Annotated in this window: 24 protein-coding genes; 19 read left to right on the top strand and 5 right to left on the bottom strand. The window is 68.9% G+C overall.

All coding sequences use genetic code 11. From position 1 onward, the window contains the following. Nucleotides 1-14: 14 nt before the first annotated feature. From AC5Y7E_RS22915 to cofD, 3 genes are read right to left on the bottom strand one after another with little or no spacing between them, the layout of a single operon-like run. Nucleotides 15-557, bottom strand: coding sequence for an NUDIX domain-containing protein (locus AC5Y7E_RS22915; protein WP_499950844.1), 543 nt, complete (start codon nt 555-557; stop codon nt 15-17). A gap of 40 nt (nt 558-597) precedes the next feature. Next, complete coding sequence (locus AC5Y7E_RS22910) at nt 598-1,947, bottom strand: coenzyme F420-0:L-glutamate ligase (protein ID WP_499950843.1); 1,350 nt, start codon at nt 1,945-1,947, stop codon at nt 598-600. Beyond that, complete coding sequence (cofD, locus tag AC5Y7E_RS22905) at nt 1,944-2,945, bottom strand: 2-phospho-L-lactate transferase (protein WP_499950842.1); 1,002 nt, start codon at nt 2,943-2,945, stop codon at nt 1,944-1,946. The genes AC5Y7E_RS22910 and cofD overlap by 4 nt, the downstream gene beginning before the upstream one ends. A gap of 389 nt (nt 2,946-3,334) precedes the next feature. On the opposite strand from cofD, the gene AC5Y7E_RS22900 reads away from it, so the two are divergent. Further along, nucleotides 3,335-3,673 carry a WhiB family transcriptional regulator gene (locus tag AC5Y7E_RS22900; RefSeq protein WP_066868492.1) on the top strand — a complete coding sequence of 113 codons (339 nt, stop codon included), beginning with the start codon at nt 3,335-3,337 and terminating at the stop codon, nt 3,671-3,673. A 61-nt stretch (nt 3,674-3,734) separates the two neighbouring features. Here the strand turns inward: AC5Y7E_RS22900 and AC5Y7E_RS22895 are convergent, their stop codons facing one another. Then, complete coding sequence (locus AC5Y7E_RS22895; protein WP_065029840.1) at nt 3,735-4,157, bottom strand: metallopeptidase family protein; 423 nt, start codon at nt 4,155-4,157, stop codon at nt 3,735-3,737. Between the two features lie 188 nt (nt 4,158-4,345). Between AC5Y7E_RS22895 and AC5Y7E_RS22890 the strand changes: the two genes are divergently transcribed. The 4 genes from AC5Y7E_RS22890 (at nt 4,346) to manA (ending at nt 8,594) form a co-directional block, all read left to right on the top strand. Further along, a complete protein-coding gene (locus tag AC5Y7E_RS22890) occupies nt 4,346-4,789 on the top strand; it encodes a DUF3499 domain-containing protein (RefSeq protein WP_499950841.1) in 444 nt (147 codons plus the stop codon). Between the two features lie 75 nt (nt 4,790-4,864). Continuing rightward, nucleotides 4,865-6,262 carry a phosphomannomutase/phosphoglucomutase gene (locus AC5Y7E_RS22885; RefSeq protein WP_499920335.1) on the top strand — a complete coding sequence of 466 codons (1,398 nt, stop codon included), beginning with the start codon at nt 4,865-4,867 and terminating at the stop codon, nt 6,260-6,262. After that, a complete protein-coding gene (locus AC5Y7E_RS22880; protein WP_499950840.1) occupies nt 6,259-7,359 on the top strand; it encodes a TobH protein in 1,101 nt (366 codons plus the stop codon). Before AC5Y7E_RS22885 ends, AC5Y7E_RS22880 begins: the two co-directional genes overlap by 4 nt. Nucleotides 7,360-7,367: 8 nt before the next feature. Continuing rightward, the gene (gene manA / locus AC5Y7E_RS22875) at nt 7,368-8,594 is read left to right on the top strand and encodes a mannose-6-phosphate isomerase, class I (protein ID WP_499950839.1); all 1,227 of its coding nucleotides are present in this window, start codon (nt 7,368-7,370) and stop codon (nt 8,592-8,594) included. Here manA and AC5Y7E_RS22870 read toward each other — a convergent pair. After that, the gene (locus AC5Y7E_RS22870; protein ID WP_499920742.1) at nt 8,572-9,954 is read right to left on the bottom strand and encodes an FAD-dependent oxidoreductase; all 1,383 of its coding nucleotides are present in this window, start codon (nt 9,952-9,954) and stop codon (nt 8,572-8,574) included. The two genes, manA and AC5Y7E_RS22870, sit on opposite strands and share 23 nt — an antisense overlap. 99 nt (nt 9,955-10,053) lie before the next feature. On the opposite strand from AC5Y7E_RS22870, the gene AC5Y7E_RS22865 reads away from it, so the two are divergent. The 14 genes from AC5Y7E_RS22865 (at nt 10,054) to AC5Y7E_RS22800 (ending at nt 25,954) form a co-directional block, all read left to right on the top strand. Continuing rightward, the gene (locus AC5Y7E_RS22865) at nt 10,054-11,571 is read left to right on the top strand and encodes an APC family permease (protein ID WP_499950838.1); all 1,518 of its coding nucleotides are present in this window, start codon (nt 10,054-10,056) and stop codon (nt 11,569-11,571) included. A gap of 102 nt (nt 11,572-11,673) precedes the next feature. Further along, on the top strand, nt 11,674-12,912 hold the full coding sequence (locus tag AC5Y7E_RS22860) for an alkane 1-monooxygenase (RefSeq protein ID WP_499950837.1): 1,239 nt from the start codon (nt 11,674-11,676) through the stop codon (nt 12,910-12,912). Continuing rightward, the gene (locus tag AC5Y7E_RS22855; RefSeq protein ID WP_499920327.1) at nt 12,909-13,082 is read left to right on the top strand and encodes a rubredoxin; all 174 of its coding nucleotides are present in this window, start codon (nt 12,909-12,911) and stop codon (nt 13,080-13,082) included. Before AC5Y7E_RS22860 ends, AC5Y7E_RS22855 begins: the two co-directional genes overlap by 4 nt. Then, nucleotides 13,079-13,264 carry a rubredoxin gene (locus AC5Y7E_RS22850; RefSeq protein WP_499920326.1) on the top strand — a complete coding sequence of 62 codons (186 nt, stop codon included), beginning with the start codon at nt 13,079-13,081 and terminating at the stop codon, nt 13,262-13,264. Before AC5Y7E_RS22855 ends, AC5Y7E_RS22850 begins: the two co-directional genes overlap by 4 nt. 50 nt (nt 13,265-13,314) lie before the next feature. Continuing rightward, complete coding sequence (alkX, locus tag AC5Y7E_RS22845) at nt 13,315-13,935, top strand: TetR family transcriptional regulator AlkX (protein ID WP_499920740.1); 621 nt, start codon at nt 13,315-13,317, stop codon at nt 13,933-13,935. 96 nt (nt 13,936-14,031) lie between these two features. Then, a complete protein-coding gene (gene ahcY / locus AC5Y7E_RS22840) occupies nt 14,032-15,504 on the top strand; it encodes an adenosylhomocysteinase (protein WP_499950836.1) in 1,473 nt (490 codons plus the stop codon). 14 nt (nt 15,505-15,518) lie between these two features. After that, complete coding sequence (locus AC5Y7E_RS22835; RefSeq protein WP_499950835.1) at nt 15,519-16,151, top strand: dTMP kinase; 633 nt, start codon at nt 15,519-15,521, stop codon at nt 16,149-16,151. An 80-nt stretch (nt 16,152-16,231) separates the two neighbouring features. Beyond that, the gene (gene mtrA, locus AC5Y7E_RS22830) at nt 16,232-16,918 is read left to right on the top strand and encodes a two-component system response regulator MtrA (RefSeq protein WP_007168097.1); all 687 of its coding nucleotides are present in this window, start codon (nt 16,232-16,234) and stop codon (nt 16,916-16,918) included. Nucleotides 16,919-16,955: 37 nt separating this feature from the next. Then, nucleotides 16,956-18,632, top strand: a complete 1,677-nt coding sequence (gene mtrB, locus AC5Y7E_RS22825; RefSeq protein WP_499950834.1) for an MtrAB system histidine kinase MtrB — start codon at nt 16,956-16,958, stop codon at nt 18,630-18,632. After that, nucleotides 18,632-20,386 (top strand): MtrAB system accessory lipoprotein LpqB, encoded by a 1,755-nt coding sequence (lpqB, locus tag AC5Y7E_RS22820; protein ID WP_499920319.1) that lies wholly within the window; start codon nt 18,632-18,634, stop codon nt 20,384-20,386. Before mtrB ends, lpqB begins: the two co-directional genes overlap by 1 nt. 29 nt (nt 20,387-20,415) lie before the next feature. After that, nucleotides 20,416-21,048 (top strand): ComF family protein, encoded by a 633-nt coding sequence (locus AC5Y7E_RS22815; RefSeq protein ID WP_499950833.1) that lies wholly within the window; start codon nt 20,416-20,418, stop codon nt 21,046-21,048. Between the two features lie 333 nt (nt 21,049-21,381). Beyond that, a complete protein-coding gene (gene hpf, locus AC5Y7E_RS22810) occupies nt 21,382-22,050 on the top strand; it encodes a ribosome hibernation-promoting factor, HPF/YfiA family (protein WP_499920738.1) in 669 nt (222 codons plus the stop codon). A 151-nt stretch (nt 22,051-22,201) separates the two neighbouring features. Continuing rightward, nucleotides 22,202-25,030, top strand: coding sequence for a preprotein translocase subunit SecA (gene secA, locus AC5Y7E_RS22805; protein WP_499920736.1), 2,829 nt, complete (start codon nt 22,202-22,204; stop codon nt 25,028-25,030). Between the two features lie 177 nt (nt 25,031-25,207). Then, nucleotides 25,208-25,954 carry a hypothetical protein gene (locus tag AC5Y7E_RS22800; protein ID WP_499950832.1) on the top strand — a complete coding sequence of 249 codons (747 nt, stop codon included), beginning with the start codon at nt 25,208-25,210 and terminating at the stop codon, nt 25,952-25,954. Nucleotides 25,955-25,983 lie beyond the last annotated feature (29 nt).

Genomic DNA, 25,983 nt, shown 5'->3' with positions numbered 1-25,983 from the left:
CCCCGGCGGCCACGCTAGCGTGACGTTCGCGTGGCCCGGGCGACCAAGTAGGCGAGCGCGTAGTCCGTCCCGTCGGGCAGGGCGTCGGCGGGCCACCACCGCAAGTCGTCGGACTCCTCGCTGATCGCGATCTGCGCGCCGGCCGGGGCGTGCGCGACGAACTGCAGATCCAGATGGCGGGTCGGCACGCCCAGCGAGCAGGTCACCGGGTGCACGTGCAGCGCGGCCAGGCGGGGTTCGATGCGCAGCGCGTCGATCCCGGACTCCTCGGCGGCCTCGCGCAGGGCGGCGGCGAGGACGTCGGCGTCGTCATCGTCGCAGTGGCCGCCCAGCTGCACCCACCTTCCGAGGCGGGGATGCAACGTCAGCAGCACCTTGCTGCCGGAGTGGTCGAGAACCAGCGTCGAGGCGGTCACATGCCCCGGCACGCATTCGCGCCGGCACGCATCGCTGCGGGCGTGCACGAACGCCAACACCGCGTGGCGCAACGAATCCTGGGCCGGGTCGGGTGGCTCCCAATCCGACAGCATCGCGATCGCCGACTCCCGAACGCTCATCGCACCCCGCCGATCCCGCAACGACACCCTGGGCCCAGTATCACTTGCGGATCAGCAGATCACCGGGGTCCGGGACATCGCGCGGCCCGGCCGGTTCGGCGGCATAGCCGATGGCGATGGCGCCCAACGGCTCCCAGTCGGCGGGCAGCCCGAGCTCGGCGCGCACCAGGTCGGCGGCGAAGATCGTCGAGCCGATCCAGCAGCTGCCCAGCCCGCGCACGGCGAGTGCGACCAGCAGGGCCTGCACGGCCGCGCCGACCGCGACCGTGAACATGGTGTGCTCGGCGGCGGTGCGGGCGGCGTCGGGATACGGGTGGGCACCGTCGGGCACCAGGATCGGGATGACGACTTCCGGCGCGTCGTAGAGGATCTGGCCGCGCGCCACCCGCCGGTCGATCGAGTCGGCGGGCCGGCCGTCACCGGCGAGGTCCGCGCGCCACTTGTCCTTCATGCGATCCAGTAGCCGGGTCCGGGTAGCCGGGGTCTGTAGCCAGACGAACCGCACCGGGCGGGTGTGGTGGGGCGCCGGCGCGGTCAGCGCCTCGGCGACGGCGGCTTCCAACAAATCCGCCGGCACCGGCTCGGCGCTGAACCGGCGCACCGATCGCCGTAGCAGCTGCGCCTCGCGGCGGCCCGCCTCGAGGGCTTCGGCGGTGCCGAGCCAGAACAGGTCTTCGGTGCCCGGCCGCAACAACTGCCGCGCGGTCGAGCCGTCGTCGGTCACGGACATGCCCCGCACCACCGCCACCGGCATCGCCGTCAGTTTGCCCTTGACCAGATCGGCGGCGGCGGCGACCTCGTCGGCCACCGCCACCTCGGTGACCAGCAGCTCGTTGCCGTGCTGGTCGACGGCCCCCGAATAGCCGTGCAGCACAGCCAGACCCGCCGCGCCCACGGCCGCGTCGGTCTGGCCGTTGCGCCAGGCGCGGCCCATCGTGTCGGTGATGACCACCGCGACGTCGACCCCGAGGCGCCGGCGCAGCGCGGCCCGCAGCGCCGCGGCGCTGCCGTCCGGGTCGACCGGCAGCAGCGCCAGTTCGTCGCGCCCGACGTTGGATCCGTCCACGCCCGCGGCGGCCTGCACCAGGCCGATCCGGTTCTCGGTGATCAGGGTTCGGCCCTTGCGGGCCAGCACCCGGACGGCTTCGTCGTCGACCAGCTTGCGCCTCAGCCGGTCGCGCTCTTCGGGATCCTGCGGCGCCGGCACCAGCCGGCCCTCGCACTTGGACACCGCCTTGCTGGTGACCACGACGATGTCGCCGTCGCGCAGCCACGGGGCCGCCGCGGCGACGGCCGCGCCAAGATCGTCGCCGGGCCGGAATTCGGGCAGCCCGGCGACGGGCAGGATTTCGATGGCGGCGGCGGCGCCGTGCTCGCCGGCGCGCGTCATGGCGTCACCCCCGCCAGGTCGAGCCCGGCCCTGACCATCTCGGCCGTCGCCTTCGGGTCGGTCATCACCAGCGGCACCGAGCGCACCTCGACGCCGTCGATGTCGGCGCGATCGTCTTCGCTCACCAGCCAGCCGTCCAGGATGCCGGTGTCGCGGCGCGCGCCGTAGTGCCGGGCGACCGCCTCGGCGGTGGAGTCGACCCCGATCACCGACAGGCAGGCATCGGCCATGCCGCGCAAAGGCTTTCCACCGATGATCGGCGAGTAGCCGACGATCGGGGCGCGTGCGGCGCGCAACGCGCCGCGAATGCCGGGCACGGCCAGGATGGCGCCGACGCTCACCACCGGGTTGGACGGCGCCAGCAGGATGACGTCGGCGTCCGCGATGGCCGCCGTGGCATCGATTGTGGCGGCCGCCTTTTCGGCGCCCACGAAGGCGAAGCTGTGCGTGGGCACCTGGGCCCGGTACCGCACCCACCACTCCTGGAAGTGAATGGCCCGCCGGCTGCCGTCGTCGGGATCGGTTATCACGACGTGGGTCTCGCACCGGTCGTCGCTGGCGGGCAACAGCCGCGCGCCGGGCTGCCAGCGGTCGCACAGCGCGGTGGTGATCTGCGACAGGGGGTAGCCGGCGCCCAGCATCTGGGTGCGCACCAGGTGGGTGCCCAGGTCGCGGTCGCCGAGCCCGAACCAATCCGGTTGCACCCCGTAGCGCGCCAATTCCTCTTTGGCGTGCCAGGTTTCGTTTCGGTGCCCCCACCCTCGCTCCGGATCTACACCTCCACCTAAGGTGTACATGCAGGTGTCCAAATCGGGGCAGATTCGCAGTCCGTGTATCCAGGCGTCATCGCCAATGTTGACGATCGCCGTCAGCTCGTGACTGTCGGCCTCCGTGTCCGGGCGCCGTTGCGGTTGAAACTGACCGAGCCCGAACAACTGTTGAACCCCCAGCAGGAAGCGGGCGCCGCCAACCCCACCGACCAGAACGGTGACCTTCACATTGCACGACAGTACTGCCCGGCGGCGGCGCTGTGGTGGGCCCACCGGGGGTGCCTCAAAGTTGCGGTTCCCCACCGGTTGTGGGCAACTCCTGAGGAAGTTGAGGGCACTGTGATCGACACGCCGAAGGCCCAAAACAACAGAAACGCCGAAATTCGATCACGAGATGGTATGGAAATGCGCCGAAGTGCTTGACCCGGCAGGTCAACCCGTGTCTAATCACAACAGTGTCATTTCCCGGTTGGCCGGCCGACTCCGGTGTCGCAGACCGAGATTCGATCACTTGTTCGAATTGTCTGTACATCAGAACAGTGGGAAACCAATCACTCTCTCTCAATCAAGCTGAGGAGGCGGACGACCGTATGTCTTACGAAACTTTTCAGGGCGCCATGGCGAGCACGCCGCACACCGACATCGACCCGGCACTGGACCGCCCCGCTCGGCCGCATCTGACCGTGGTTCCTGATGCGCCAATCGCATTCGAGCCCGAGCCCATGCCGGAGCCGGCTGCCGACCAATGGCAGGACCGCGCGCTGTGCGCCCAGACCGACCCCGAGGCCTTCTTCCCGGAGAAGGGTGGCTCCACCCGCGAGGCCAAGAAGATCTGCCTGGGGTGCGAGGTGCGTCATGAGTGCCTCGAGTACGCCCTCGAGCACGACGAGCGCTTCGGCATCTGGGGCGGTTTGTCCGAACGCGAGCGCCGCCGCCTCAAGCGCGGCATCATCTGACGCACGCTGATCGCAACGCGCGCTGAGTGTTAAGCCGCCAGCTCTCACGCGCGAGCAGCAGTTATTCGTCGTCGATCGTCGGATCGATGACCGACGGCTCGACGTCGAGGTAGATCGCGACCTGGGCCACCAGGATTTCGTGCAGCAGGTCGCCGAGTTCGACGGTGTCTTTCGCCCGTCGCTCAATTGGCTTGCGGAACAACACAATTCGCGCCCGCGTGGAGTTGCCGCGGATGTCGACGCCGGCCGGGATCAACCGCGCCAGCGGGATCGGCCCGTCGGCGATCACCTCGGGTGGCCACTGCACACTGTCGGGATCCTTGGCCGAGATGCGCGGAATCTCGTCGACGGCCACGTCGAGTTCGGCCAGCCGATCCTGCCAGCTTCGCTCGATGGGTTCGTAGGCCTCCAGCACCGCCATGTCGAAACGCTCGGCGCGGCTGCGCCACCCCGGCACGGTCGGGGGCAATAGCGGACCGCGCATATCGCGGCCCCTGCGGAAGAGTCGGTGGGTCCCGGTCCGGCGCGGAGCCGGTCCGCCGGAGAACCGATCTCTTCGCGGGGAGCTGCGCGAATCACCCACGCGCCGATGGTAACGGTTGCACATCGAGGGCCGGCCAGTTGCGCGTGTCCGGTGCTTCGGCGACGTTTGCGCACGATAGCCTTTCGATCGTGAACGTTCCCCGTCGCTGTTGCCGGCCCGGGTGCCCGCACTACGCCGTGGCAACCCTGACGTTCGTCTACTCGGACTCGACGGCGGTCGTCGGTCCGTTGGCGACCGCGCGGGAACCGCATTCCTGGGATTTGTGCGTCAACCATGCCGGCCGGATCACCGCGCCTCGCGGGTGGGAGCTGGTGCGCCACGCCGGACCCCTCCTTTCGGAGCCCGCCCACCCCGACGAGGACGACTTGGTCGCCCTGGCCGACGCGGTGCGCGAGGGCGGCGATCGCGGCGCGCCCTACGCGGCGGCCCCCGTGAACGGCTTCTCCGACGCGCACATCCATCACGGCGGATCTCAGGCCACCGCGCCCAGTAGCAGCCTGCTGGCACCGCCCGAGCATCGCTCCGGACGGCGCCGCGGACATCTGCGCGTGCTGCCCGATCCCAGCGACTAGCCCTGACGGTGGTGACCTCAGTTCTCCGTAGCCCGATAGGCTGACGCCAAGAGTTCACGTCGTCAGGAGTCCCGCATGTCTCGGCCCGCCGCGACTGTCCACCGTGTCGTCAAGGCATACGACGTGCGTGGGCTAGTCGGCGAAGAGCTCGACCAGTCGCTGGTCACCGATCTCGGCGCAGCCTTCGCCAAACTCATGCGCGGCGAGGGCGCCCGCCAGGTCGTCATCGGCCACGACATGCGGGACAGTTCGCCCGCGCTGGCGGCGGCGTTCGCCGCCGGGGTGCGGAGCCAGGGACTGGACGTGGTGCGCATCGGCCTGGCGTCCACCGATCAGCTCTACTTCGCCTCCGGACTGCTGGACTGCCCGGGCGCCATGTTCACCGCGAGCCACAACCCGGCGGCCTACAACGGCATCAAGCTGTGCCGGGCGGGGGCCAAACCGGTGGGCGCCGAGACCGGGCTGCGGCTGGTCGCCGACGACGTGATCGCCGGCGTCGACGCCTACGACGGGCAACCGGGAGACGCGAGCGATCGCGACGTGCTGGCCGACTACGGACAGTTCCTGCGGTCGCTGGTGGACACATCCGGGCTGCGCCCGCTACGGGTGGCCGTGGACGCCGGCAACGGCATGGCCGGCCTCACCACGCCCGCCGTGCTCGGCCCGATCGGCTCGATCACGTTGGAGCCGTTGTACTTCGAGCTCGACGGCTCGTTCCCCAATCACGAGGCCAACCCGCTCGACCCCGCCAACCTGGAGGACCTGCGGGCGTTCGTGCGCGAGACCGGCGCCGACATCGGCCTGGCCTTCGACGGCGACGCCGATCGCTGCTTCGTCGTCGACGAACGCGGCAACCCCGTGTCGCCGTCGACGGTGACCAGCCTGGTGGCCGCCCGTGAGTTGAGCCGGGAGATCGGCGCGACGATCATCCACAACGTGATCACCTCGCGCGCGGTGCCCGAACTGGTCGCCGAGCGCGGCGGCACCCCGCTGCGGTCGCGGGTGGGGCACTCCTATATCAAGGCGTTGATGGCCGACACCGGCGCGATCTTCGGCGGCGAACATTCGGCGCACTACTACTTCCGCGACTTCTGGGGTGCCGACTCGGGGATGCTGGCCGCGCTGTACGTGCTGGCCGCCCTCGGCGAGCAGGACCGCCCGTTGTCGGAGCTGACCGCGGACTACCAGCGCTACGAATCGTCGGGCGAAATCAACTTCACCGTCGCCGACGCCGGGCAGTGCACGGAAGCGGTGCTCAAGTCGTTCGGCGCCCGGATTCACTCCCTCGATCATGTGGACGGGGTGACGGCCGACCTGGGCGACGGCAGCTGGTTCAACCTGCGCAGCTCCAACACCGAGCCGTTGCTGCGGCTGAACGTGGAGGCGCGCACGGTTGAGGACGTGGCCGCGGTGGTCGCCCAGATCAGTTCCGAAATCACGGCGGCCTCGGCGGGCGCGAAGGCCGCACCGTGAACGCCACCCGGGCGATCGATCTGGAGGACACCGAGGGCCTGCTGGCCGCCGACCGCGACGGCCTGCTGCGCGCCGCTTCGTCGGCCGGTGCCCAGGTGCGTGCGGTCGCCGCCGCGGTCGACGAGGGTGCGCTGGCCCCGCTGGGTGCCGACGACCGTCCGCGCAGCGTCATCTGGGTCGCCGGGCGCGGCACCGCCGAGACGGCCGGAACGATGCTGGCCGCGACGATGGGCGGAACCGCTTCCCAGCCCTTCACTCTGGCCGGCGAGGCACCGCCGTGGGTGGGCCCGCTCGATGTGCTGGTCGTCGCGGGCGGCGATCCGGGCGATCCCGCGCTGGTCGCCGCGGCCGCCACGGGCTTGCGCCGCGGCGCGCGGGTGGTCGTGGCGGCGCCCTATGAGGGTCCGTTGCGGGACGCCACCGCCGGGGGAGCGGCGGTGCTGGCGCCTCGGCTCTGGGTTCCCGACGAGTTCGGCCTGTGCCGGTATCTGGCCGCCGGGCTCGCGCTGCTGCACGCCGTGGACCCCCGGCCTAAGGTCGACCTGGCGTTGCTCGCCGACGAGCTGGATGCCGAGGCGCTGCGCAACAGCGCCGCCCGCGAGCTGTTCACCAACCCGGCCAAGCTGCTGGCCGCGCGGATCGCCGAGCGCCAGGTGGTGCTGGCCGGCGACGGGGCCGCGACGCTCGCGCTGGCCCGGCACGGCAGCTCGGTGCTGCTGCGGGTCGCGAACCAGGTGACTCCGGCCGCCTGCCTCGCGGACGCGGTGGTCGCCTTGCGCGCGGGGGCGGCGGGCGGCTTCGAGGATCCCGACACCGCGCTGTTCCACGACGAACAGATCGACGGACCGCTGCCGCAGCGATTGCGTGTGCTGGCCGTCGTCCTGGAGTCCGAGCAGACGGGTGTGGCCGCGCGGACGGCCGGGCTCGACGACGTGTACCTGCTCGCCGCCGAGGACGTGCCCGACGGGCCCGGCGGCTCGGCCGGCTACGGCGTTTCGCCGGCGCTGGGGGGACCCGGTAGCCCCGAGCAGCAACTGGCAGTATTGGCCGTCCGGCTGGAAATGGCCGCGGTTTATATGCGACTGGTGCGGGGATAGATACAACAGTGGAACTGCTTCGCGGGGCCTTGAGAACGTACGCCTGGGGTTCGCGTACCGCCATCGCCGAATTCACCGAGCGTCCGGTGCCGGCGGCGCATCCGGAGGCGGAGCTGTGGTTTGGGGCGCACCCGGGTGATCCGGCCTGGCTGGAAACCGACAGCGGCGAAATCACCTTGCTCGAGGCCCTGGTCGACGACCCGGAGGGCCAGCTCGGGCCGACGTCGCGGGCGCGCTTCGGCGACGTGCTGCCGTTTTTGGTCAAGGTGCTGGCCGCCGACGAGCCGCTGTCCCTGCAGGCGCACCCCAGCGCCGCGCAGGCGGCCGAGGGTTACCTGCGCGAGGAGCGGGTCGGCATTCCGCTGACCTCGCCGGTGCGCAACTACCGCGACACCTCGCACAAGCCCGAGCTGCTGGTGGCGCTGCACCCGTTCGAGGCGCTGGCCGGCTTCCGGCAGGCGTCGCGCACCGTCGAGCTGTTGCGGGCCCTGGCCGTCTCCGACCTGGACCCCTACATCGACCTGCTCAACGACCAGTCCGACGCCGACGGTCTGCGCGCGCTGTTCACCACCTGGATCACCGCGCCGCAGCCCGACATCGACGTGCTGGTGACCGCCGTGCTGGACGGCGCCATCGCGTACCTCAGCTCGGGCGCAACGGAATTCGCGGCCGAGGCCAAGACGGTGCTGGAGCTCGGCGAGCGCTATCCCGGCGACGCCGGTGTGCTGGCGGCGCTGCTGCTGAATCGCATCAGCCTGGCCCCGGGCGAGGCCATCTTCGTCTCCGCCGGCAACCTGCACACCTATCTGCGTGGTTTCGCGGTGGAGGTGATGGCCAACTCGGACAACGTGTTACGCGGCGGCCTGACCCCCAAGCACGTCGACGTGCCCGAGCTGCTGCGCGTGCTGGACTTCGCGCCCACCACCGAGGAGCAGCTGCGGCCGCGGATCCGCCGAGAGGGCTTCGGACTGATCTATGAGACACCGACCGACGAGTTCGCGGTCGCGCTGTTGGCGCTCGATGACGAGTACGTCGGCCACGAGGTGGACGCGACGTGCAGCCACGACGGCCCGCAGATCCTGTTGTGCAGCCAGGGTTCCACGACCGTCCATGGCAAATCCGGTTCGCTGACGTTGAAGCGGGGGATGGCCGCCTGGGTGGCGGCCGATGACGCCCCGATCCGGCTCGAGGCGCACGAACCGACCAAGCTGTTCAGGGCGACGGTTGGGCTGTGAGCCGGCGCCGCCGGTTGGCGGCTTCGCGCCGCTCGCCTAACCAGAGCCGCAGGTTGTGCGCCATCGCGCGGCCGATGATCCGCGGCGGCGGGACCATATAGAGGCTGTCGAGCAGCGAGAATCGCCGTAAGAACCATTCCGCCAGAACGGGTTCGGTCTCGGCGGCGCCCAGAAACTGATCGAACAGCGCGCCTGAGGGCCGCCACCACCAGGGGATCGGCTTCTTGGAGCCCGCGTGGTGGAAGGTGACGTCGCCGATCGCGTTCATCGTCCACACCGGGAAAGTGCTCTTGGCGGTGGCGCGGTTCAGCTCCGCGGCGACTTGATGGTCCGGGAATCGCAGCGCGCGACGCAGATGCCCGGCCTGCAGCGAGGTCATCGTCATGCCCTGCCCGAAGGTCGGATTGAAGCTGGCCACCGCGTCGCCGAAGGCGACGATGCCGGCGGGCAGGCGGTCCAGTTTGTCGTAGCGGCGCCACTTGCTGGCCGGGAAGGCGTGAAACGCCGGATCGCCCAGCGGCTCGGCCCGCGTCAGCGCCGCATTGAAATGGTCCGGGAGCAGCCGCCGCGCCAGCGCGAGCATCTCGGGAAAGGTCCGCGGCGGCTTCGCGTTGGCTACGCCGAAGGTGGTCAGTACCCAGGTGCCGTCCTCGTAGCAGAGCATGCCCAACCCCAGCGACATGTCATGCGAGGCGCCGGCGACCACCACCTTCTCCGCGATCAGCCCGTCGGGGATGCGGAATCGCTGGGTGGCGTAGTGAATGCCGATGTCCAGCTCCTGTTCGATCGGGCGCTCGAAACCCCATTCCGCCAGCCACGCCGGCAGCCGGGTGCCCCGGCCGGCCGCGTCGACGACCAGATCCGCGGCCACGAATTCGGGGTCCGTGCTTTCGGAGTCGGCCGGATCCAGCAGCACGCCGGTCACCCGCTGTCGCGCGCGGTCGAACCGCGGCTCGGCCACCGAGCGCCGCGCCAGGTCGACGTTGTCGATGCCGCGGACCCGTTGTCGCAACTGCCATTCCAGATGCGGGCGGCTGGGCACGTAGGCGGTGAACTCGTCGCGCAGCGTGTGCCCGGTACCCAGCACGTGGCCCGCGGCGCCGAGGTGGATGCAATCGGGCCGGTTCTCCAGTTTGGGCACCCCGGCGCTCACCATGTCGTCGAGCAGGCCCGGGAAAAGGCCCTCGAATTCGATCGCCCCGCGCGCCATCAGCATGTGCAGGTGCCGGTCTTGAGGAACCGTCGCCCGGTTCGCCGGGCCGTCCGGCAACTCGTCGCGCTCGTACACCGTCACCCGCGCGTACGAATCCGAAAGCACCCGAGCGGCGCACAGACCGGCGATGCTCCCCCCGATGACCACAGCATGATCCCTGGCCGCTGCTCCGCTATCCGGCATTTGCCGAGAGTACCCAGTACTGTGACGGACCAACGGCTCCCAGCGCTGGGAAAGGGCGAATGCATGGCCAATCGATGGCGGACCAAATCGATCGAGCAATCCATCGCCGACACCGACGAGCCGGACACCAAGCTGCGCAAGGACCTGACCTGGCGCGACCTGGTGGTGTTCGGCGTCGCGGTGGTGATCGGCGCCGGCATCTTCACGGTCACCGCGTCGACGACCGGCGACATCACCGGGCCGGCCATCTGGGTGTCGTTCGTGATCGCGGCGGGCACCTGCGCGCTGGCCGCGCTGTGCTACGCGGAGTTCGCCTCGATGCTGCCGGTGGCGGGCAGCGCCTACACCTTTTCCTACGCCACCTTCGGGGAGTTCCTGGCCTGGATCATCGGCTGGAATCTGGTGCTGGAACTGGCGATCGGCGCCGCGGTGGTGGCCAAGGGCTGGTCGAGCTATCTGGGCACCGTCTTCGGATTCGCCGGCGGCACCGCGAAATTCGGCTCGACCCAGGTCGACTGGGGGGCGCTGGTGATCGTCGCGGGGGTGGCGACCCTGATCGCGTTGGGCACCAAGTTGTCATCGAGGTTCTCGGCGGTGATCACCGCGATCAAGGTGTCGGTGGTGATCTTCGTCGTGGTGGTCGGTGTCTTCTACATCAAGCGCGCCAACTACTCGCCGTTCATCCCGAAGGCCGAGGCGGGCCGCGACGCCAAGGGCATCGACCAGTCCGTCCTGTCGTTGCTGACCGGCGCGCACGGCAGCCACTACGGCTGGTATGGCGTGCTGGCCGGCGCGTCGATCGTCTTCTTCGCGTTCATCGGGTTCGACATCGTCGCCACCATGGCCGAGGAGACCAAGAATCCGCAGCGCGATGTGCCGCGGGGAATCCTGGCGTCGCTGGGCATCGTCACCCTGCTCTACGTCGCCGTCGCCGTCGTGCTGTCCGGCATGGTCTCCTACACCCAGCTCAAGACGGTCCAGGGCCGCGGGCAGGCGAACCTGGCCACCGCCTTCACCGCGAACGGCATCCACTGGGCGAGCAAGATCATCTCCATCGGCGCGCTGGCGGGACTGACCACCGTGGTGATGGTGCTGATGCTCGGCCAGTGCCGGGTCCTGTTCGCCATGGCGCGCGACGGGCTGCTGCCGCGGTCGCTGGCCAAGACCGGCACGCACGGCACGCCGGTGCGGATCACCGTGCTGGTCGCCGTGGTGGTGGCCGTGACGGCGTCGGTGTTTCCCATCACCAAGCTCGAGGAGATGGTGAACGTCGGAACGCTGTTCGCCTTCGTCCTGGTCTCGGCCGGCGTGATGGTGCTGCGCCGGACGCGGCCGGATCTGGAGCGCGGTTTCAGGGCGCCGTGGGTGCCGTTGCTTCCGATCGCCTCGATCGCCGCGTGTGCGTGGCTGATGCTCAACCTCACGGCGCTCACCTGGGTCCGGTTCGGCGTCTGGTTGGCCGTCGGCACGGCCATTTACGCCGGATACGGCTACCGGCACTCGGTGCTGGGCCGTCGTGAGGAAGGGGAGACGGAACGCAGCGACGCGCTCGAGGCCGACCCCCACACCCCGGTGCCCTAGGCCAAGCGTCTTTACAAATTGACGTCTTTTGTCTAGACAGAAGACGCAAACGGCGGTATTGTCCAATCTCAACGTGGTGTGATTCACAAGGAGGTTTGGCATATGACCACATTCGAACCGCAACTGAGCAGGGATTCCGAGCCGCTGGCCTGGCGGGACAAGAAGCGCCGACTCTGGCTGATGGGGCTGATCGCCCCGACGGCGTTGTTCGCGATGCTGCCGCTCATCTGGGGTCTGAACCGGCTGGGCTGGCACGGCGCCGCGCAGGTGCCGCTGTGGATCGGGCCGATCCTGCTCTGGGTTCTGCTGCCGATCCTGGACCTGCGCTTCGGGCCCGACGGGCAGAACCCGCCCGACGAGGTCATGGAGCAGCTGGAGAACGACAAGTACTACCGCTACTGCACCTACATTTACGTCCCCTTCCAATACCTGAGCGTGATCTTCGGCGTCTACCTGTTCACCGCGTCGAACCTGAGCTGGCTGGGCTTCGACGGCGCCCTCGGCTGGGCCGGCAAGCTGGGACTGGCGCTCTCGGTCGGCGTGCTCGGCGGCGTCGGCATCAACACCGCCCACGAGATGGGCCACAAGAAGGACTCGCTGGAGCGCTGGCTGTCCAAGATCACCCTGGCGCAGACCTGGTACGGGCACTTCTACATCGAGCACAACCGGGGCCACCACGTCCGCGTCGCCACCCCGGAGGACCCCGCGTCGGCGCGCTTCGGCGAGACGTTCTGGGAGTTCTTGCCGCGCAGCGTGTTCGGCAGCCTGCGTTCGTCGCTGCGGCTCGAAGCGCAACGGATCCGCCGGCAGGGCTCCAGCCCGTGGCACCCCAAGACGTATCTGTCCAACGACGTCCTCAACGCCTGGCTGATGTCGGTGGTGCTGTGGGGAGTGCTGATCGCGATCTTCGGCCCGGCGCTGATCCCGTTCATGGTCATCCAGGCGGTCTTCGGCTTCAGCCTGCTGGAGTCGGTCAACTACCTGGAGCACTACGGCCTACTGCGGCAGAAGAATTCGAGCGGGCGCTACGAGCGCTGCACCCCCGCGCACAGCTGGAACTCCGACCACGTGGTGACCAATCTGTTCCTCTACCACCTGCAGCGGCACAGCGACCACCACGCCAACCCCACGCGGCGCTACCAGACGCTGCGCAGCATGGAGGGCGCGCCCAACCTGCCTAGCGGGTACGCGTCGATGATCTCGCTCACCTACTTCCCGCCGCTGTGGCGCAAGGTGATGGACCACCGGGTGCTGGCGCACTACGACGGCGACATCACCCGGATCAACGTGCAGCCGCGGTTGCGCGAGAAGCTGCTGGCCCGTCACGGGGTGACGGCATGACCGCCTACCGTTGCCCAGGCTGCGATTACACCTACGACGAAGCGAAAGGCGAACCGCGGGAAGGCTTTCGGCCGGGCACGCCGTTCGGTGAAATCCCCGAAGACTGGTGCTGCCCCGATTGCGCGGTGCGCGAGAAGGTCGATTTCGAAACTATAGGAGTGAACCGATGAGCGAGGACTACAAGCTTTTCGCCTGCGTGCAGTGCGGATTCGAGTACGACGAGGCCAAGGGCTGGCCGGAGGACGGCATCGCGCCCGGGACCCGGTGGGACGACATCCCCGAGGACTGGAGCTGCCCGGATTGCGGTGCCGCGAAGTCCGATTTCGTGATGGTGGAGATCGCCCGACCGTGATCGCAGCCACCGCCGCAGCGAAAGCCGCTATTGTCGCGCCTGTGAAGCGGATGCCGTACGCCGAGGCGTCGCGTGCCCTGCTGCGTGACTCGGTGCTCGATGCGATGCGGGATCTGTTGCTGACGCGGGACTGGTCGGCCATCACCCTGTCCGACGTGGCCCGCGCCGCCGGCATCAGCCGGCAGACGATCTACAACGAGTTCGGCTCCCGGCAGGGCCTGGCGCAGGGGTACGCCCTGCGCCTGGCCGATCGGCTGGTCGACGCCGTCGACGCCGCGCTGCAAGCCAACATCGGCGACATCTACGAGGCGTTTTTGCAGGGTTTCCGCGACCTGTTCACCGAGCTGGCGGCGGACCCCCTGGTGATCTCGCTGCTCACCGGGGTGGCCAAGCCGGACCTGCTGCAGCTCATCACCATCGGCAGCGCCCCCATCGTCAACCGCGCCTCCGAACGGTTGGCCACGGCGCTCACCCACAGCTGGGTGGCCGCCAGCGACGAGGACGCCGGCGTGCTGGCGCGTGCCATCGTGCGGCTGGCGCTGAGCTACGTGTCGATGCCGCCTGAGGCGGACCCGGGGGTGTCTCCCGCTCGCAGCGAAGACGTGGCCGCCGACCTGGCCCGGTTGATGACGCCGTTCGCGGAGCGTCACGGCGTCATCAACGTTCCCTGACCCGCACGGCGCGCGGACCCGCGACTACAGTGGCCCAAGAACATACCTAAGCTAATTACCGCTTGGATCCGAGCGAGCCTAAAAGGAAGACACGTTATGACGACGACCGAAAACGCACTCACCCCCGACGTTCGGAACGGCATCGATTTCAAGATCGCCGATCTGTCGTTGGCGGATTACGGTCGCCGGGACATCGAGCTCTCGGAGCAGGAGATGCCGGGTCTGATGTCGCTGCGCCGCGAGTACCACGACGTGCAGCCGCTCAAGGGCGCGCGCATCTCGGGTTCGCTGCACATGACCGTGCAGACCGCGGTGCTGATCGAGACCCTCGTCGCGCTGGGCGCCGAGGTGCGCTGGGCGTCCTGCAACATCTTCTCCACCCAGGACCACGCCGCCGCCGCGGTGGTCGTCGGGCCCCATGGCACCCCGGAGGAGCCCAAGGGCGTGCCGGTGTACGCGTGGAAGGGCGAGACGCTCGAGGAGTACTGGTGGGCGGCCGAGCAGGTGCTGACCTGGCCCGACGAGCCGGCCAACATGATCCTGGACGACGGCGGTGACGCCACCATGCTGGTGCTGCGCGGCGCGCAGTACGAGAAGGCCGGCGTGGTGCCGCCGGACGAGGAAGACGACTCGACCGAGCACCGGGTGTTCTTGAACCTGCTGCGCAAGCGGTTCGAGACCGACAAGGACAAGTGGACCAAGATCGCCGCGTCGATCAAGGGCGTCTCCGAGGAGACCACCACCGGCGTGCTGCGGCTCTACCAGTTCGCCGCCGCCGGCGACCTGGCATTCCCCGCGATCAACGTCAACGACTCGGTCACCAAGAGCAAGTTCGACAACAAGTACGGCTGCCGGCACTCGCTGATCGACGGAATCAACCGCGGCACCGACGTGCTGATCGGCGGCAAGAAGGTGCTGATCTGCGGCTACGGCGACGTCGGTAAGGGGTCCGCCGAGTCGGTCGCCGGGCAGGGCGCGCGGGTGACCGTCACCGAGATCGACCCGATCAACGCCCTGCAGGCGCTGATGGAGGGCTTCGACGTCAAGCGGGTGGAGGACGTGATCGGCGAGGCCGACATCATCATCACCACGACCGGCAACAAGGACATCATCACCCTCGAGCACATGAAGGCGATGAAGGACAAGGCGATCCTGGGCAACATCGGCCACTTCGACAACGAGATCCAGGTGGCCCGGCTGGAGAAGTCCGGCGCCACCAAGACCAACATCCGCCCGCAGGTCGACCTGTGGACGTTCCCGGACACCGGCAAGTCGATCATCCTGCTGTCCGAGGGCCGGCTGCTGAACCTGGGTAACGCCACCGGCCACCCGTCGTTCGTGATGAGCAACAGCTTTTCCAACCAGGTCATCGCGCAGATCGAGCTGTGGACCAAGAACGACGAGTACGACAACGAGGTCTACCGGCTGCCCAAGCACCTGGACGAGAAGGTGGCGCGCATCCACGTGGAGGCGCTCGGCGGCGAACTGACCAAGCTCACCAAGGAGCAGGCCGAGTACATCGGCGTCGACGTCGACGGCCCCTACAAGGCCGACCACTACCGCTACTGAGCCGCCCGGCCGCCGTGCTGATCGCGATCGAAGGCATCGACGGCGCCGGCAAGCGCACGCTGACGGACAAGCTCCGCAGCCTGTTCGAGGCGAACGGCAAGTCGGTCGCCATGCTGGCCTTCCCCCGTTACGGGCGATCAGTGACCGCCGACATCGCATCCGAGGCCCTGCGCGGCGAGCACGGCGACCTCGCGTCGTCGGCTTATGCGATGGCGATGCTCTTCGCGCTGGACCGCGCCGGGGCGGTCGACGAAATCGACGCGCTGCGCCGCGAGCACGACGTGGTGATCATGGATCGCTACGTCGCCTCCAACGCGGCATACACCGCCGCCCGCCTGCACCAGGACGCCGCCGGGCCGGCCGTGGAATGGATATACGCGCTGGAGTACCAGCGCCTCGGGCTGCCCGCGCCCGACTGGCAGGTGCTGCTCGCGGTGCCGGCCGAACTGGCCGGGCGGCGCGCCCGCGGCCGGGCCGAGGCCGATCCGGGCCGGGCGCGCGACAGCTACGAACGCGACGACGGGCTTCAGCAGCGCACCGGCGCGGTCTACGCCGAACTGGCCGCCGCGGGCTGGGGCGGCCGCTGGCGCAGCGTCGACGCGGACGTCGATCCGGGCCGGCTGGCCGCCGATTTGGCCGCCAACTAGCACAGATTTGTCACGATTCGGCCGTTTCGAAGGAGAAACGCCCGTGTGGTGCCCGAGTTTTGTCCCGATCTGGTGACACCATGGACTCCATGAGGCAAAGGATTTTGGTCGTCGACGACGACGCTTCGCTAGCCGAGATGCTCACCATCGTGCTTCGTGGGGAGGGTTTCGACACTGCGGTCATCGGTGACGGCACCCAGGCCCTGACTGCGGTGCGCGAACTGCGCCCCGATCTGGTGTTGTTGGACCTGATGCTGCCCGGCATGAACGGCATCGACGTGTGCCGGGTGTTGCGCGCCGATTCCGGCGTGCCGATCGTGATGCTCACCGCCAAGACGGACACCGTCGACGTGGTCCTGGGCCTCGAGTCGGGTGCCGACGACTACATCATGAAGCCGTTCAAGCCCAAGGAGCTGGTGGCCCGGGTGCGGGCGCGGCTGCGGCGCAACGACGACGAGCCGGCCGAGATGCTGTCGATCGCCGACGTCGAGATCGACGTGCCGGCGCACAAGGTCACGCGCAACGGCGAGCAGATCTCCCTGACACCGCTGGAATTCGACCTGCTGGTGGCGTTGGCGCGCAAACCGCGGCAGGTGTTTACTCGTGATGTGCTGCTCGAACAGGTGTGGGGCTATCGTCACCCGGCGGATACCCGCTTGGTGAACGTGCACGTCCAGCGTCTGCGTGCCAAGGTCGAGAAAGACCCTGAGAATCCGACCGTTGTGTTGACCGTTCGAGGAGTGGGTTACAAGGCCGGACCTCCGTGACCCGCGCACTTCTAGAGCGCCGTAGGGGGCGCCGGCGGTGATCTGGGGCTCCCGGCGACGCACTCGGAGCCGCTGGGGGCGCTCCGGCCCCATGACTCGTGGCATGGGTACGGTCAGCCGGGCCGTGGCCATCGCTTGGCGGCGCTCGCTGCAGCTGCGGGTGGTGGCGCTGACGCTGGGGCTGTCCCTCGCGGTCATTTTGGCGCTCGGATTCGTATTGACCAGTCAGGTCACCAATCGCGTGCTCGACGTCAAGGTCAAGGCCGCCATCGAGCAGATCGAGCGGGCGCGCACCACCGTGGGCGGGATCGTCAACGGCGAAGAGGCGCGTTCGCTGGACAGCAGCCTGCAGCTGGCGCGCAACACGCTGACCTCCAAGACCGACCCGGCCTCGGGTGCGGGGCTGGCCGGCGCCTTCGACGCGGTGCTGATGGTGCCGGGTGACGGCCCGCGCGCGGCGACCACGGCCGGCCCCGTCGACCAGGTGCCCGGTTCGCTGCGCGGCTTCGTCAAGGCCGGGCAGGCGTCGTATCAGTACGCCGCCGTGCACACCGACGGCTTCTCCGGGCCGGCGCTGATCGTCGGCACGCCGGCGTCGTCTCAGGTGGCCAACCTGGAGCTGTACCTGATCTTCCCGCTGAAAAACGAGCAGGCCACCATCCAGCTGGTGCGCGGCACCATGATCACCGGCGGCGCGGTGCTGCTGGTGCTGCTGGCCGGCATCGCTCTGCTGGTGTCGCGGCAGGTGGTGGTGCCGGTGCGATCGGCGTCGCGCATCGCCGAACGTTTCGCCGAAGGCCATCTGTCCGAACGCATGCCGGTGCGCGGCGAGGACGACATGGCGCGGTTGGCCATGTCGTTCAACGACATGGCCGAGAGCCTGTCGCGCCAGATCACCCAGCTGGAGGAGTTCGGTAATCTACAGCGTCGCTTCACCTCCGACGTGAGCCACGAACTGCGCACCCCGCTGACCACGGTGCGGATGGCCGCCGACCTGATCTATGACCACAGCGCCGACCTGGACCCGACGCTGGCGCGCTCCACCGAGCTGATGGTCAACGAGCTGGACCGGTTCGAGTCGCTGCTCAACGACCTGCTGGAAATCTCCCGGCACGACGCCGGTGTCGCCGAGCTGTCGGTCGAGGCCGTCGACCTGCGCACCACGGTGCAGAGCGCGCTGGGCAACGTCGGGCATCTGGCCGAAGACGCAGGCATCGAACTGAAGGTGAATCTGCCGGCCGAAGAGGTGATCGCCGAGGTCGACACGCGCCGGGTGGAGCGCATCCTGCGCAACCTGATCGCCAATGCCATCGACCACGCCGAGCACAAGCCGGTCAAGATCCGGATGGCCGCCGACGAGGACACGGTCGCCGTCACCGTCCGCGACTACGGGGTGGGGCTGCGACCGGGCGAGGAGAAGCTGGTGTTCAGCCGGTTCTGGCGAGCCGACCCCTCGCGGGTGCGCCGCTCCGGCGGCACCGGGCTCGGCCTGGCCATCAGCATCGAGGACGCGCGCCTGCACCAGGGCAGGCTGGAGGCGTGGGGTGAACCGGGCGACGGTTCGTGCTTCCGGCTGACGCTGCCGCTGGTGCGCGGCCACAAGGTCACCACCAGCCCGTTGCCCATGAAGCCGATTCCGCAACCCGCCCCCACGGGGCCACAGCACGCCAAAGACCGTACGCGGCAACGAGAGCCGGCCGAGAGGACGTTGTGATGCGGCGGTTGTTGGGCCTGCTGATGCTGGCCATGCTGCTCGCCGGTTGTGCCGGGGTGCCCAGCTCGTCGGCGCCCCAGGCCATCGGCACCGTCGAGCGGCCCGCGCCGTCGAACCTGCCCAAGCCGACCCCGGGCATGGATCCCGACGTGCTGCTGCGCGAATTCTTCAAGGCCACAGCCGATCCCGCGAACCGGCATCTGGCTGCGCGGCAGTTCCTCACCCAGTCGGCGTCCAACGCCTGGGACGATGCCGGTAGCGCGCTGCTGATCGACCATGTGGTGTTCGTGGAAACCCGTGCGGCCGAACGTGTTTCGGCGACCATGCGGGCGGACATCCTCGGTTCGCTGTCCGACGTCGGGGTGTTCGAGACCGCCGAGGGTGTGCTGCCCGACCCCGGGCCGATCGAGTTGGTCAAGACCTCCGGCGGCTGGCGCATCGACCGGCTACCCAACGGAGTGTTTCTGGACTGGCAGCAGTTTCAGTCCACCTACAAACGCAACACGCTGTACTTCGACGACCCGACCGGCAAGACGGTGGTTCCCGACCCGCGCTACGTCGCGGTGCCCGACCACGACCAGTTGGCCACCGAGCTGATCTCCAAGATGATCGCCGGCCCGCGGCCCGAGATGGCGCACACGGTCCGCAACCTGCTCGCACCGCCCCTGCGGCTGCGCGGCCCGGTGACCCGGGCCGACGGCGGCAAAAACGGCATCGGGCGCGGTTACGGCGGTGCGCGCGTCGAACTGGAGAAGCTGTCCACCACCGATCCGCACAGCCGGCAATTGGTTGCGGCACAGATCATTTGGACCCTGGCCCGGGCCGACATCCGCGGACCGTATGTGATCAACGCCGACGGCGCGCCGCTGGACGACCGGTTCCGCGACGGGTGGACCACCTCCGACGTCGCCGCCACCGACCCCGGCGCGGCCGACGGCGCGGGCGCGGGGCTGCATGCCCTGGTGAACGGCTCACTGGTCGCGCTGGACGGCCAGCACACCACGATGGTGGCCGGCGCGTTCGGCCGCATGGGTGACCAGACCGGCGCGGCGCTCTCGCGCAGCGGCAGGCAGGTCGCGTCGGTGGTGACGCTGCATCGCGGTGCCCCGGATATGGCCGCGTCCCTGTGGATCGGTGATCTCGGCCAGGAGGCGGTGCAGTCCGCCGACGGGCACACCCTGTCGCGGCCGACCTGGTCGCTGGACGACGTCGTCTGGGTGGTGGTCGACGGCAACAACGTGTTGCGGGCGATCCAGGAGCCGGCTTCCGGCCAACCCGCGCGCCTCCCGGTGGATTCCGTCGCGGTGGCCACCCGGTTCCCGGGACCGATCACCGACCTGCAGCTGTCCCGCGACAGCACCCGCGCCGCGATGGTGATCGGCGGCCAGGTGATTCTCGCCAGCGTCGAGCAGACCCAGGCCGGGCAGTACGCGTTGACCTTCCCGCGGCGGCTCGGTTTCGGGCTGGGTAATTCGGTGGTGTCGCTGTCGTGGCGCACCGGCGACGACATCGTGGTGACGCGTACCGACGCCGGCCATCCGGTGTCGTACGTGAACATCGACGGGGTGAACTCCGACGCGCCGCCGCACGGTTTGCAGATGCCGGTGACGACGGTGGCCGCCAATCCGTCGACGGCCTACGTCGCGGGTCCGCAAGGGGTGCTGCAGTATTCGCCGTCGGCCGACGGTCAGCAGGGCTGGTCGGACGTGCCTGGGCTGACGGTGCCCGGTGCGGCCCCGGTGCTGCCGGGCTAGCTGTCACACCCGGGCGGCACACTGACGCCATGCTCGACCTGTTCCTGCCGGCCGAATGCGGCGGCTGCGGGGCGCCTTCGACCCGCTGGTGCGACGCGTGCGCCGTCGAGCTGGCGGTGACCGCAGATCAGCCGCACGTGGTGAACCCGCGCATCGACCCCGAGGTCCCGGTGTTCGCGCTGGGCCGCTACGCCAACGCGCGCCGGCACGCGATCCTGGCGCTCAAGGAGCAGGGCCGCGCCGATCTTGTTCAACCGCTGGCGCGCGCGCTGGCCATCGGGGTGCACCGGCTGCTGTCGTGGGGGATCGTCACGACCCCGCTGACCGTCGTGCCCGCCCCGACCCGGCGTTCGGCCGCGCGCCGGCGCGGCGGTGACCCCGTCACCCGGCTGGCGCGCGCCGCGGTCGCGCGGCACCCCGACATCGCCGTCGCGCCGGCCCTGCGGCTCAGGGCGCTGACCCGCGACTCGGTGGGCCTGGGCACCACCGCGCGCGAGCGCAACATCGCCGGCCGGGTGGTGCTGCGCGGCGCACCGCCGCGCACCGAAGTCATGCTCGTCGACGACATCGTCACCACCGGCGCGACGGCGCGCGAATCGTTGCGGGTCCTGCAGGCCGCCGGGGTTCGGGTCGCCGCGGTCCTTGCGATCGCTATGGTCTGAATCTCCCGCGGCCGGGCACAACCCATGAACCAGCCAAGAGCTTGTGAAGAACATGCAACAGCTCGACCAAATTAGTGGCATCGGCAGGCGAACACGAGCTAACGTCGAAAACAACGAAGAACGACTCATCGGTCTGACTCATTGGTCGCGATTTTCCAGGTGAGACCCATCTGCGGAGGGGGTGAGTAATCGACACCTTGCTCCGGCGGGCAGCCTGCGGCGGTAGCCAGTCTCGAACCGCTCCCACCTCGTCGGCGCGTTAGGCAGCCAGGCACGCAGGGCGCGTGTGACGTGAAGAAGAGAAACGAGTTGTCACGTATGTCAAGGCTATCCGTGGATTCCGGTCAGATTCTGGACCAACCGCCCGTCACCGATGGGCAAGCCCCACCGACAACCACCGCCGACGTTGTGTTCAAGGGCCGCAACGTAGAGATCCCCGATCATTACCGTCTGTACGTCTCGCAAAAACTCGCCCGCCTCGAGCGGTTCGATCGCTCCATCTATCTCTTCGATGTCGAGCTCAAGCACGCGCCCAACCGGCGTCAGCGCAAGTCCTGTCAGCGCGTGGAGATCACCGCCCGTGGCCGCGGCCCGGTGACGCGGGCGGAAGCGTGCGCCAATAGTTTCTACGCCGCGTTCGAGTCCGCGGTCGACAAGCTGGAGAACCGGCTGCGCCGCGTCAAGGACCGCCGCAAGGTGCACTACGGCGATAAGACCCCGGTGTCATTGGCCGCCGCCACCGCGGTACCGCCACCCGCGCCGCAGCACAGCGCGGCGCAGCCCCCGCCGGCCGAGCACGACGGCGTCGAGGCCGACCACGAGCCCGGGCGGATCGTGCGGACCAAGGAGCACCCGGCCACGCCGATGACGGTCGACGACGCCCTCTACGAGATGGAGCTCGTCGGGCACGACTTCTTCCTGTTCCACGACAAGCAGACCGAACGACCCTGCGTGGTCTACCGACGGCACGGCTACGACTACGGGCTGATCAGGCTCTCCTGAGCGGTGTCCTCGGGCGACGACCCGCGGCGCCCGGCGTTGCCGCGCTTGCGATCGCCGCTACGGCGGCCCTGACCCGGTCGTCGCCTACCATGGGAGTCGCTCATTGCAAGACTCCTACCAACAGGGGCACATCCCAAAAGGGGACAACACCGTGCTGTCGAAGTTGCTGCGCCTTGGCGAAGGTCGCATGCTCAAGCGTCTCAAGCGGGTGTCTGACTACGTCAACACCCTGTCCGACGAGATCGAGAAGCTCACCGACGCCGAGTTGCGGGCCAAGACCGACGAGTTCAAGAAGCGGCACGCCGACGGCGAAAGCCTCGACGACCTGCTGCCGGAGGCCTTCGCGGTGGCCCGCGAGGCGGCCTGGCGGGTGCTCGACCAGCGGCCCTTCGACGTGCAGGTGATGGGCGCGGCGGCGCTGCACTTCGGCAATGTCGCCGAGATGAAGACCGGTGAGGGCAAGACGCTGACCTCGGTGCTGCCGGCCTACCTCAACGGCATCGGCGGCAAGGGCGTGCACGTCGTCACCGTCAACGACTACCTGGCCAAACGTGACAGCGAGTGGATGGGCCGCGTGCACCGCTTCCTCGGCCTGGACGTCGGCGTGATCCTCGCGCAGATGACTCCCGACGAGCGCCGGGTCGCCTACAACGCCGACATCACCTACGGCACCAACAACGAGTTCGGGTTCGACTACCTGCGCGACAACATGGCGCATTCGCTCGACGACCTGGTGCAGCGCGGGCACAACTTCGCGATCGTCGACGAGGTCGACTCGATCCTGATCGACGAGGCCCGCACCCCGCTGATCATCTCCGGCCCCGCCGACGGCGCCTCGAACTGGTACACCGAGTTCGCCCGGTTGGCGCCGCTGATGGAGAAGGACACCCACTACGAGGTGGACCTGCGCAAGCGCACCGTCGGCGTGCACGAGCTGGGCGTGGAGTTCGTCGAGGACCAGCTCGGCATCGACAACCTCTATGAGGCCGCCAACTCGCCGCTGGTCAGCTACCTCAACAACGCGTTGAAGGCCAAGGAGCTGTTCAACCGCGACAAGGACTACATCGTGCGCGACGGCGAGGTCCTGATCGTCGACGAGTTCACCGGTCGCGTGCTCTACGGCCGCCGCTACAACGAGGGCATGCACCAGGCCATCGAGGCCAAGGAGCACGTCGAGATCAAGGCCGAGAACCAGACGCTGGCCACCATCACGCTGCAGAACTACTTCCGGCTCTACGACAAGCTCGCCGGTATGACCGGCACCGCCCAGACCGAGGCCGCCGAGCTGCACGAAATCTACAAGCTCGGCGTGGTGCCGATCCCGACCAACAAGCCGATGATCCGCGCCGACCAGTCCGACCTGATCTACAAGACCGAGGAAGCCAAGTACATCGCGGTGGTCGACGACGTCGTCGAGCGCTACGAAAAGGGCCAGCCGGTGCTGATCGGTACCACCAGCGTGGAGCGCTCGGAGTACCTGTCGCGCCAGTTCCAGAAGCGCCGCGTGCCGCATAACGTGCTCAACGCGAAGTTTCACGAGCAGGAGGCGACCATCGTCGCCGTCGCCGGCCGTCGCGGCGGCATCACCGTGGCCACCAACATGGCCGGCCGCGGCACCGACATCGTGCTGGGCGGCAACGCCGACTTCCTCACCGACCAGCGGCTGCGTGAGCGCGGCCTCGACCCGGTCGAGACGCCCGACGAATACGACGCGGCCTGGCACGAGGAACTGCCCAAGGTCAAGGACGAGGTCAGCGCCGAGGCCGCCGAGGTGATCGAGGCCGGTGGCCTGTACGTGCTGGGCACCGAGCGTCACGAGTCGCGCCGCATCGACAACCAGCTGCGCGGCCGCTCGGGACGGCAGGGCGACCCGGGCGAGTCGCGGTTCTACCTGTCGCTGGGCGACGAACTCATGCGCCGGTTCAACGGCGCCGCGCTCGAGGCGATGCTCAACCGGCTGAATTTGCCCGACGACGTGCCCATCGAGGCCAAGATGGTCACCCGCGCGATCAAGAGCGCCCAGACCCAGGTGGAGCAGCAGAACTTCGAGGTCCGCAAGAACGTCCTGAAGTACGACGAGGTGATGAACCAGCAGCGCAAGGTGATCTACGCCGAGCGCCGCCGCATCCTGGAGGGCGAGAACCTCAAGGAGCAGGCGCTGGACATGGTCCGCGATGTGGTCACCGCCTATGTCAACGGCGCGACCGCCGACGGCTACGCCGAGGACTGGGACCTCGAGGCGCTGTGGACGGCGCTGAAGACGCTGTACCCGGTGGGCATCGACCACGCGCCGCTGATCCAACACGACGCCGACTCCGACCGCGACGACCTCACCCGCGAGGAGTTGCTCGACGCGCTGCTGAAAGACGCCGAAAACGCCTACGCCACAAGGGAAGCCGAGCTCGAGGGGATCGCCGGCGAGGGCGCGATGCGCCAGCTGGAGCGCAACGTGCTGCTCAACGTCATCGACCGTAAGTGGCGCGAGCACCTCTACGAGATGGACTACCTGAAGGAGGGCATCGGGCTGCGCGCGATGGCGCAGCGCGATCCGTTGGTGGAGTACCAGCGCGAGGGCTACGACATGTTCATGGCGATGCTTGACGGCATGAAAGAGGAGTCGGTCGGCTTCCTGTTCAATGTCACCGTCGAGGCGGTGCCCAGCCCGCAGGTCGCGCCGGTCGAAGCGCCCGAGGGGCTGGAGGAGTTCGCCACCGCGGCGGCCGGGCAGCAGGGGGGTGCGGCAACGGCCGTGCGCGAGGAGGCGCCAACCCAGTTGCGCGCCAAGGGGATTGACAACGAAGCGCCGGCCATGACCTACTCCGGCCCGTCCGAGGACGGCTCGGCCGCGGTGCAGCGCAACGGTGGCGACGGCAAGGCCCCGGCCGGGGTGCCCGGCGGCGCCAGCCGGCGCGAGCGCCGCGCCGCGGCGAGGCAACAGGGCCGCGGTACCAAGTCCCCCAAGTCGGCCAAGCGGCGCTAAGCCGGGGCCTCCCCGACGCGGCGTCATTGGCCGGCGCGCCCTTTTTCGCCGAGTGTGAAGTTATCTTCACGCTCGAAGCCGAGTGTGCGGCTAGTTTCACACTCGGCGCCGATGCACCGCGAAGTTTGAGGCATCCGCCTCATGCGCCGCGGCGGCGCCCACGCGGATTATTCGGGCATGACCAGTTTGCGCACCCCGCTGGACGCCGCCAACGCCGTCCTGCGACATCCCGTCCTACCCGCCGGAAGTGACGAACGCTTCGTCGGTTTCGGGGTCATGGGGCTCCCGTTCGCCAGCGGGCATTACCTGGCGCTGCGGCAATTTCCGGCGACGTCTTTTTCGCCGGGTTATCGATCGGTGTGGCATCGCGACCCCGAGGGCGCCTGGACGTTCTACGCGACGACGCCCGGACCGCAGAGCTGCGCCCGGTTTTTCAGCGCCGCGACCCCGCACGACGCGGTCCAATGCGACATCGACGTCGGGTGGGTCACCCCGTGGTCGCTGTTCGTCGAGATCCCGAATCTGCTTGCCTGGCAGATCGATATCTGCGCCACCGCGGCGACGCGACTGATGAGCGCGGTCGGCGGACGGTTGCCGGCACGCGCCTGGACCAACCCGGCGGCGCTCGCCGTGCTCGGCCGGGTGGCCGGCCCGACCCTGCGCGCCGGGCGGGTCCGACTATCCGGCACGGCGCCCAACGGCCAGCGATTCATGATCGCGCCCGCACGGGTGTGGGCGGTGGCGCAGTCGCGCGCGGTGCTGCGCGACGTCGACCTTGGACCGGTGGGACCGCTACACCGGCAGGCCAGGCTGGGCGGTTTTCGGCCGCCGCAACGCGGCGTGTTCGCGGTGGGCTCCGGGCATTTCGAGACGTTCGACGCGACCCGGCATCAGGCCGTGCGGCGCACTATCCCAATCGGGTGACCCCACGCCGATTAGCTGGGCACAATGAA

The sequence above is a fragment of the Mycobacterium sp. NGS17 genome (assembly GCF_059813205.1).
The sequence above is the reverse complement of the archived record's forward strand: the minus strand, read 5'-3'. Positions and strand labels throughout refer to the sequence as shown.

Coding starts and splice junctions, on each gene's coding strand:
- AC5Y7E_RS22915 (WP_499950844.1), bottom strand. CDS start 557: ATGAGCGTTCGGGAGTCGGCGATCGCGATGCTGTCGGATTGGGAGCCA.
- AC5Y7E_RS22910 (WP_499950843.1), bottom strand. CDS start 1,947: ATGACGCGCGCCGGCGAGCACGGCGCCGCCGCCGCCATCGAAATCCTG.
- AC5Y7E_RS22900 (WP_066868492.1), top strand. CDS start 3,335: ATGGCGAGCACGCCGCACACCGACATCGACCCGGCACTGGACCGCCCC.
- AC5Y7E_RS22895 (WP_065029840.1), bottom strand. CDS start 4,157: ATGCGCGGTCCGCTATTGCCCCCGACCGTGCCGGGGTGGCGCAGCCGC.
- AC5Y7E_RS22885 (WP_499920335.1), top strand. CDS start 4,865: ATGTCTCGGCCCGCCGCGACTGTCCACCGTGTCGTCAAGGCATACGAC.
- AC5Y7E_RS22865 (WP_499950838.1), top strand. CDS start 10,054: ATGGCCAATCGATGGCGGACCAAATCGATCGAGCAATCCATCGCCGAC.
- AC5Y7E_RS22860 (WP_499950837.1), top strand. CDS start 11,674: ATGACCACATTCGAACCGCAACTGAGCAGGGATTCCGAGCCGCTGGCC.
- AC5Y7E_RS22855 (WP_499920327.1), top strand. CDS start 12,909: ATGACCGCCTACCGTTGCCCAGGCTGCGATTACACCTACGACGAAGCG.
- AC5Y7E_RS22850 (WP_499920326.1), top strand. CDS start 13,079: ATGAGCGAGGACTACAAGCTTTTCGCCTGCGTGCAGTGCGGATTCGAG.
- alkX (WP_499920740.1), top strand. CDS start 13,315: ATGCCGTACGCCGAGGCGTCGCGTGCCCTGCTGCGTGACTCGGTGCTC.
- ahcY (WP_499950836.1), top strand. CDS start 14,032: ATGACGACGACCGAAAACGCACTCACCCCCGACGTTCGGAACGGCATC.
- mtrA (WP_007168097.1), top strand. CDS start 16,232: ATGGACTCCATGAGGCAAAGGATTTTGGTCGTCGACGACGACGCTTCG.
- lpqB (WP_499920319.1), top strand. CDS start 18,632: ATGCGGCGGTTGTTGGGCCTGCTGATGCTGGCCATGCTGCTCGCCGGT.
- AC5Y7E_RS22815 (WP_499950833.1), top strand. CDS start 20,416: ATGCTCGACCTGTTCCTGCCGGCCGAATGCGGCGGCTGCGGGGCGCCT.
- AC5Y7E_RS22800 (WP_499950832.1), top strand. CDS start 25,208: ATGACCAGTTTGCGCACCCCGCTGGACGCCGCCAACGCCGTCCTGCGA.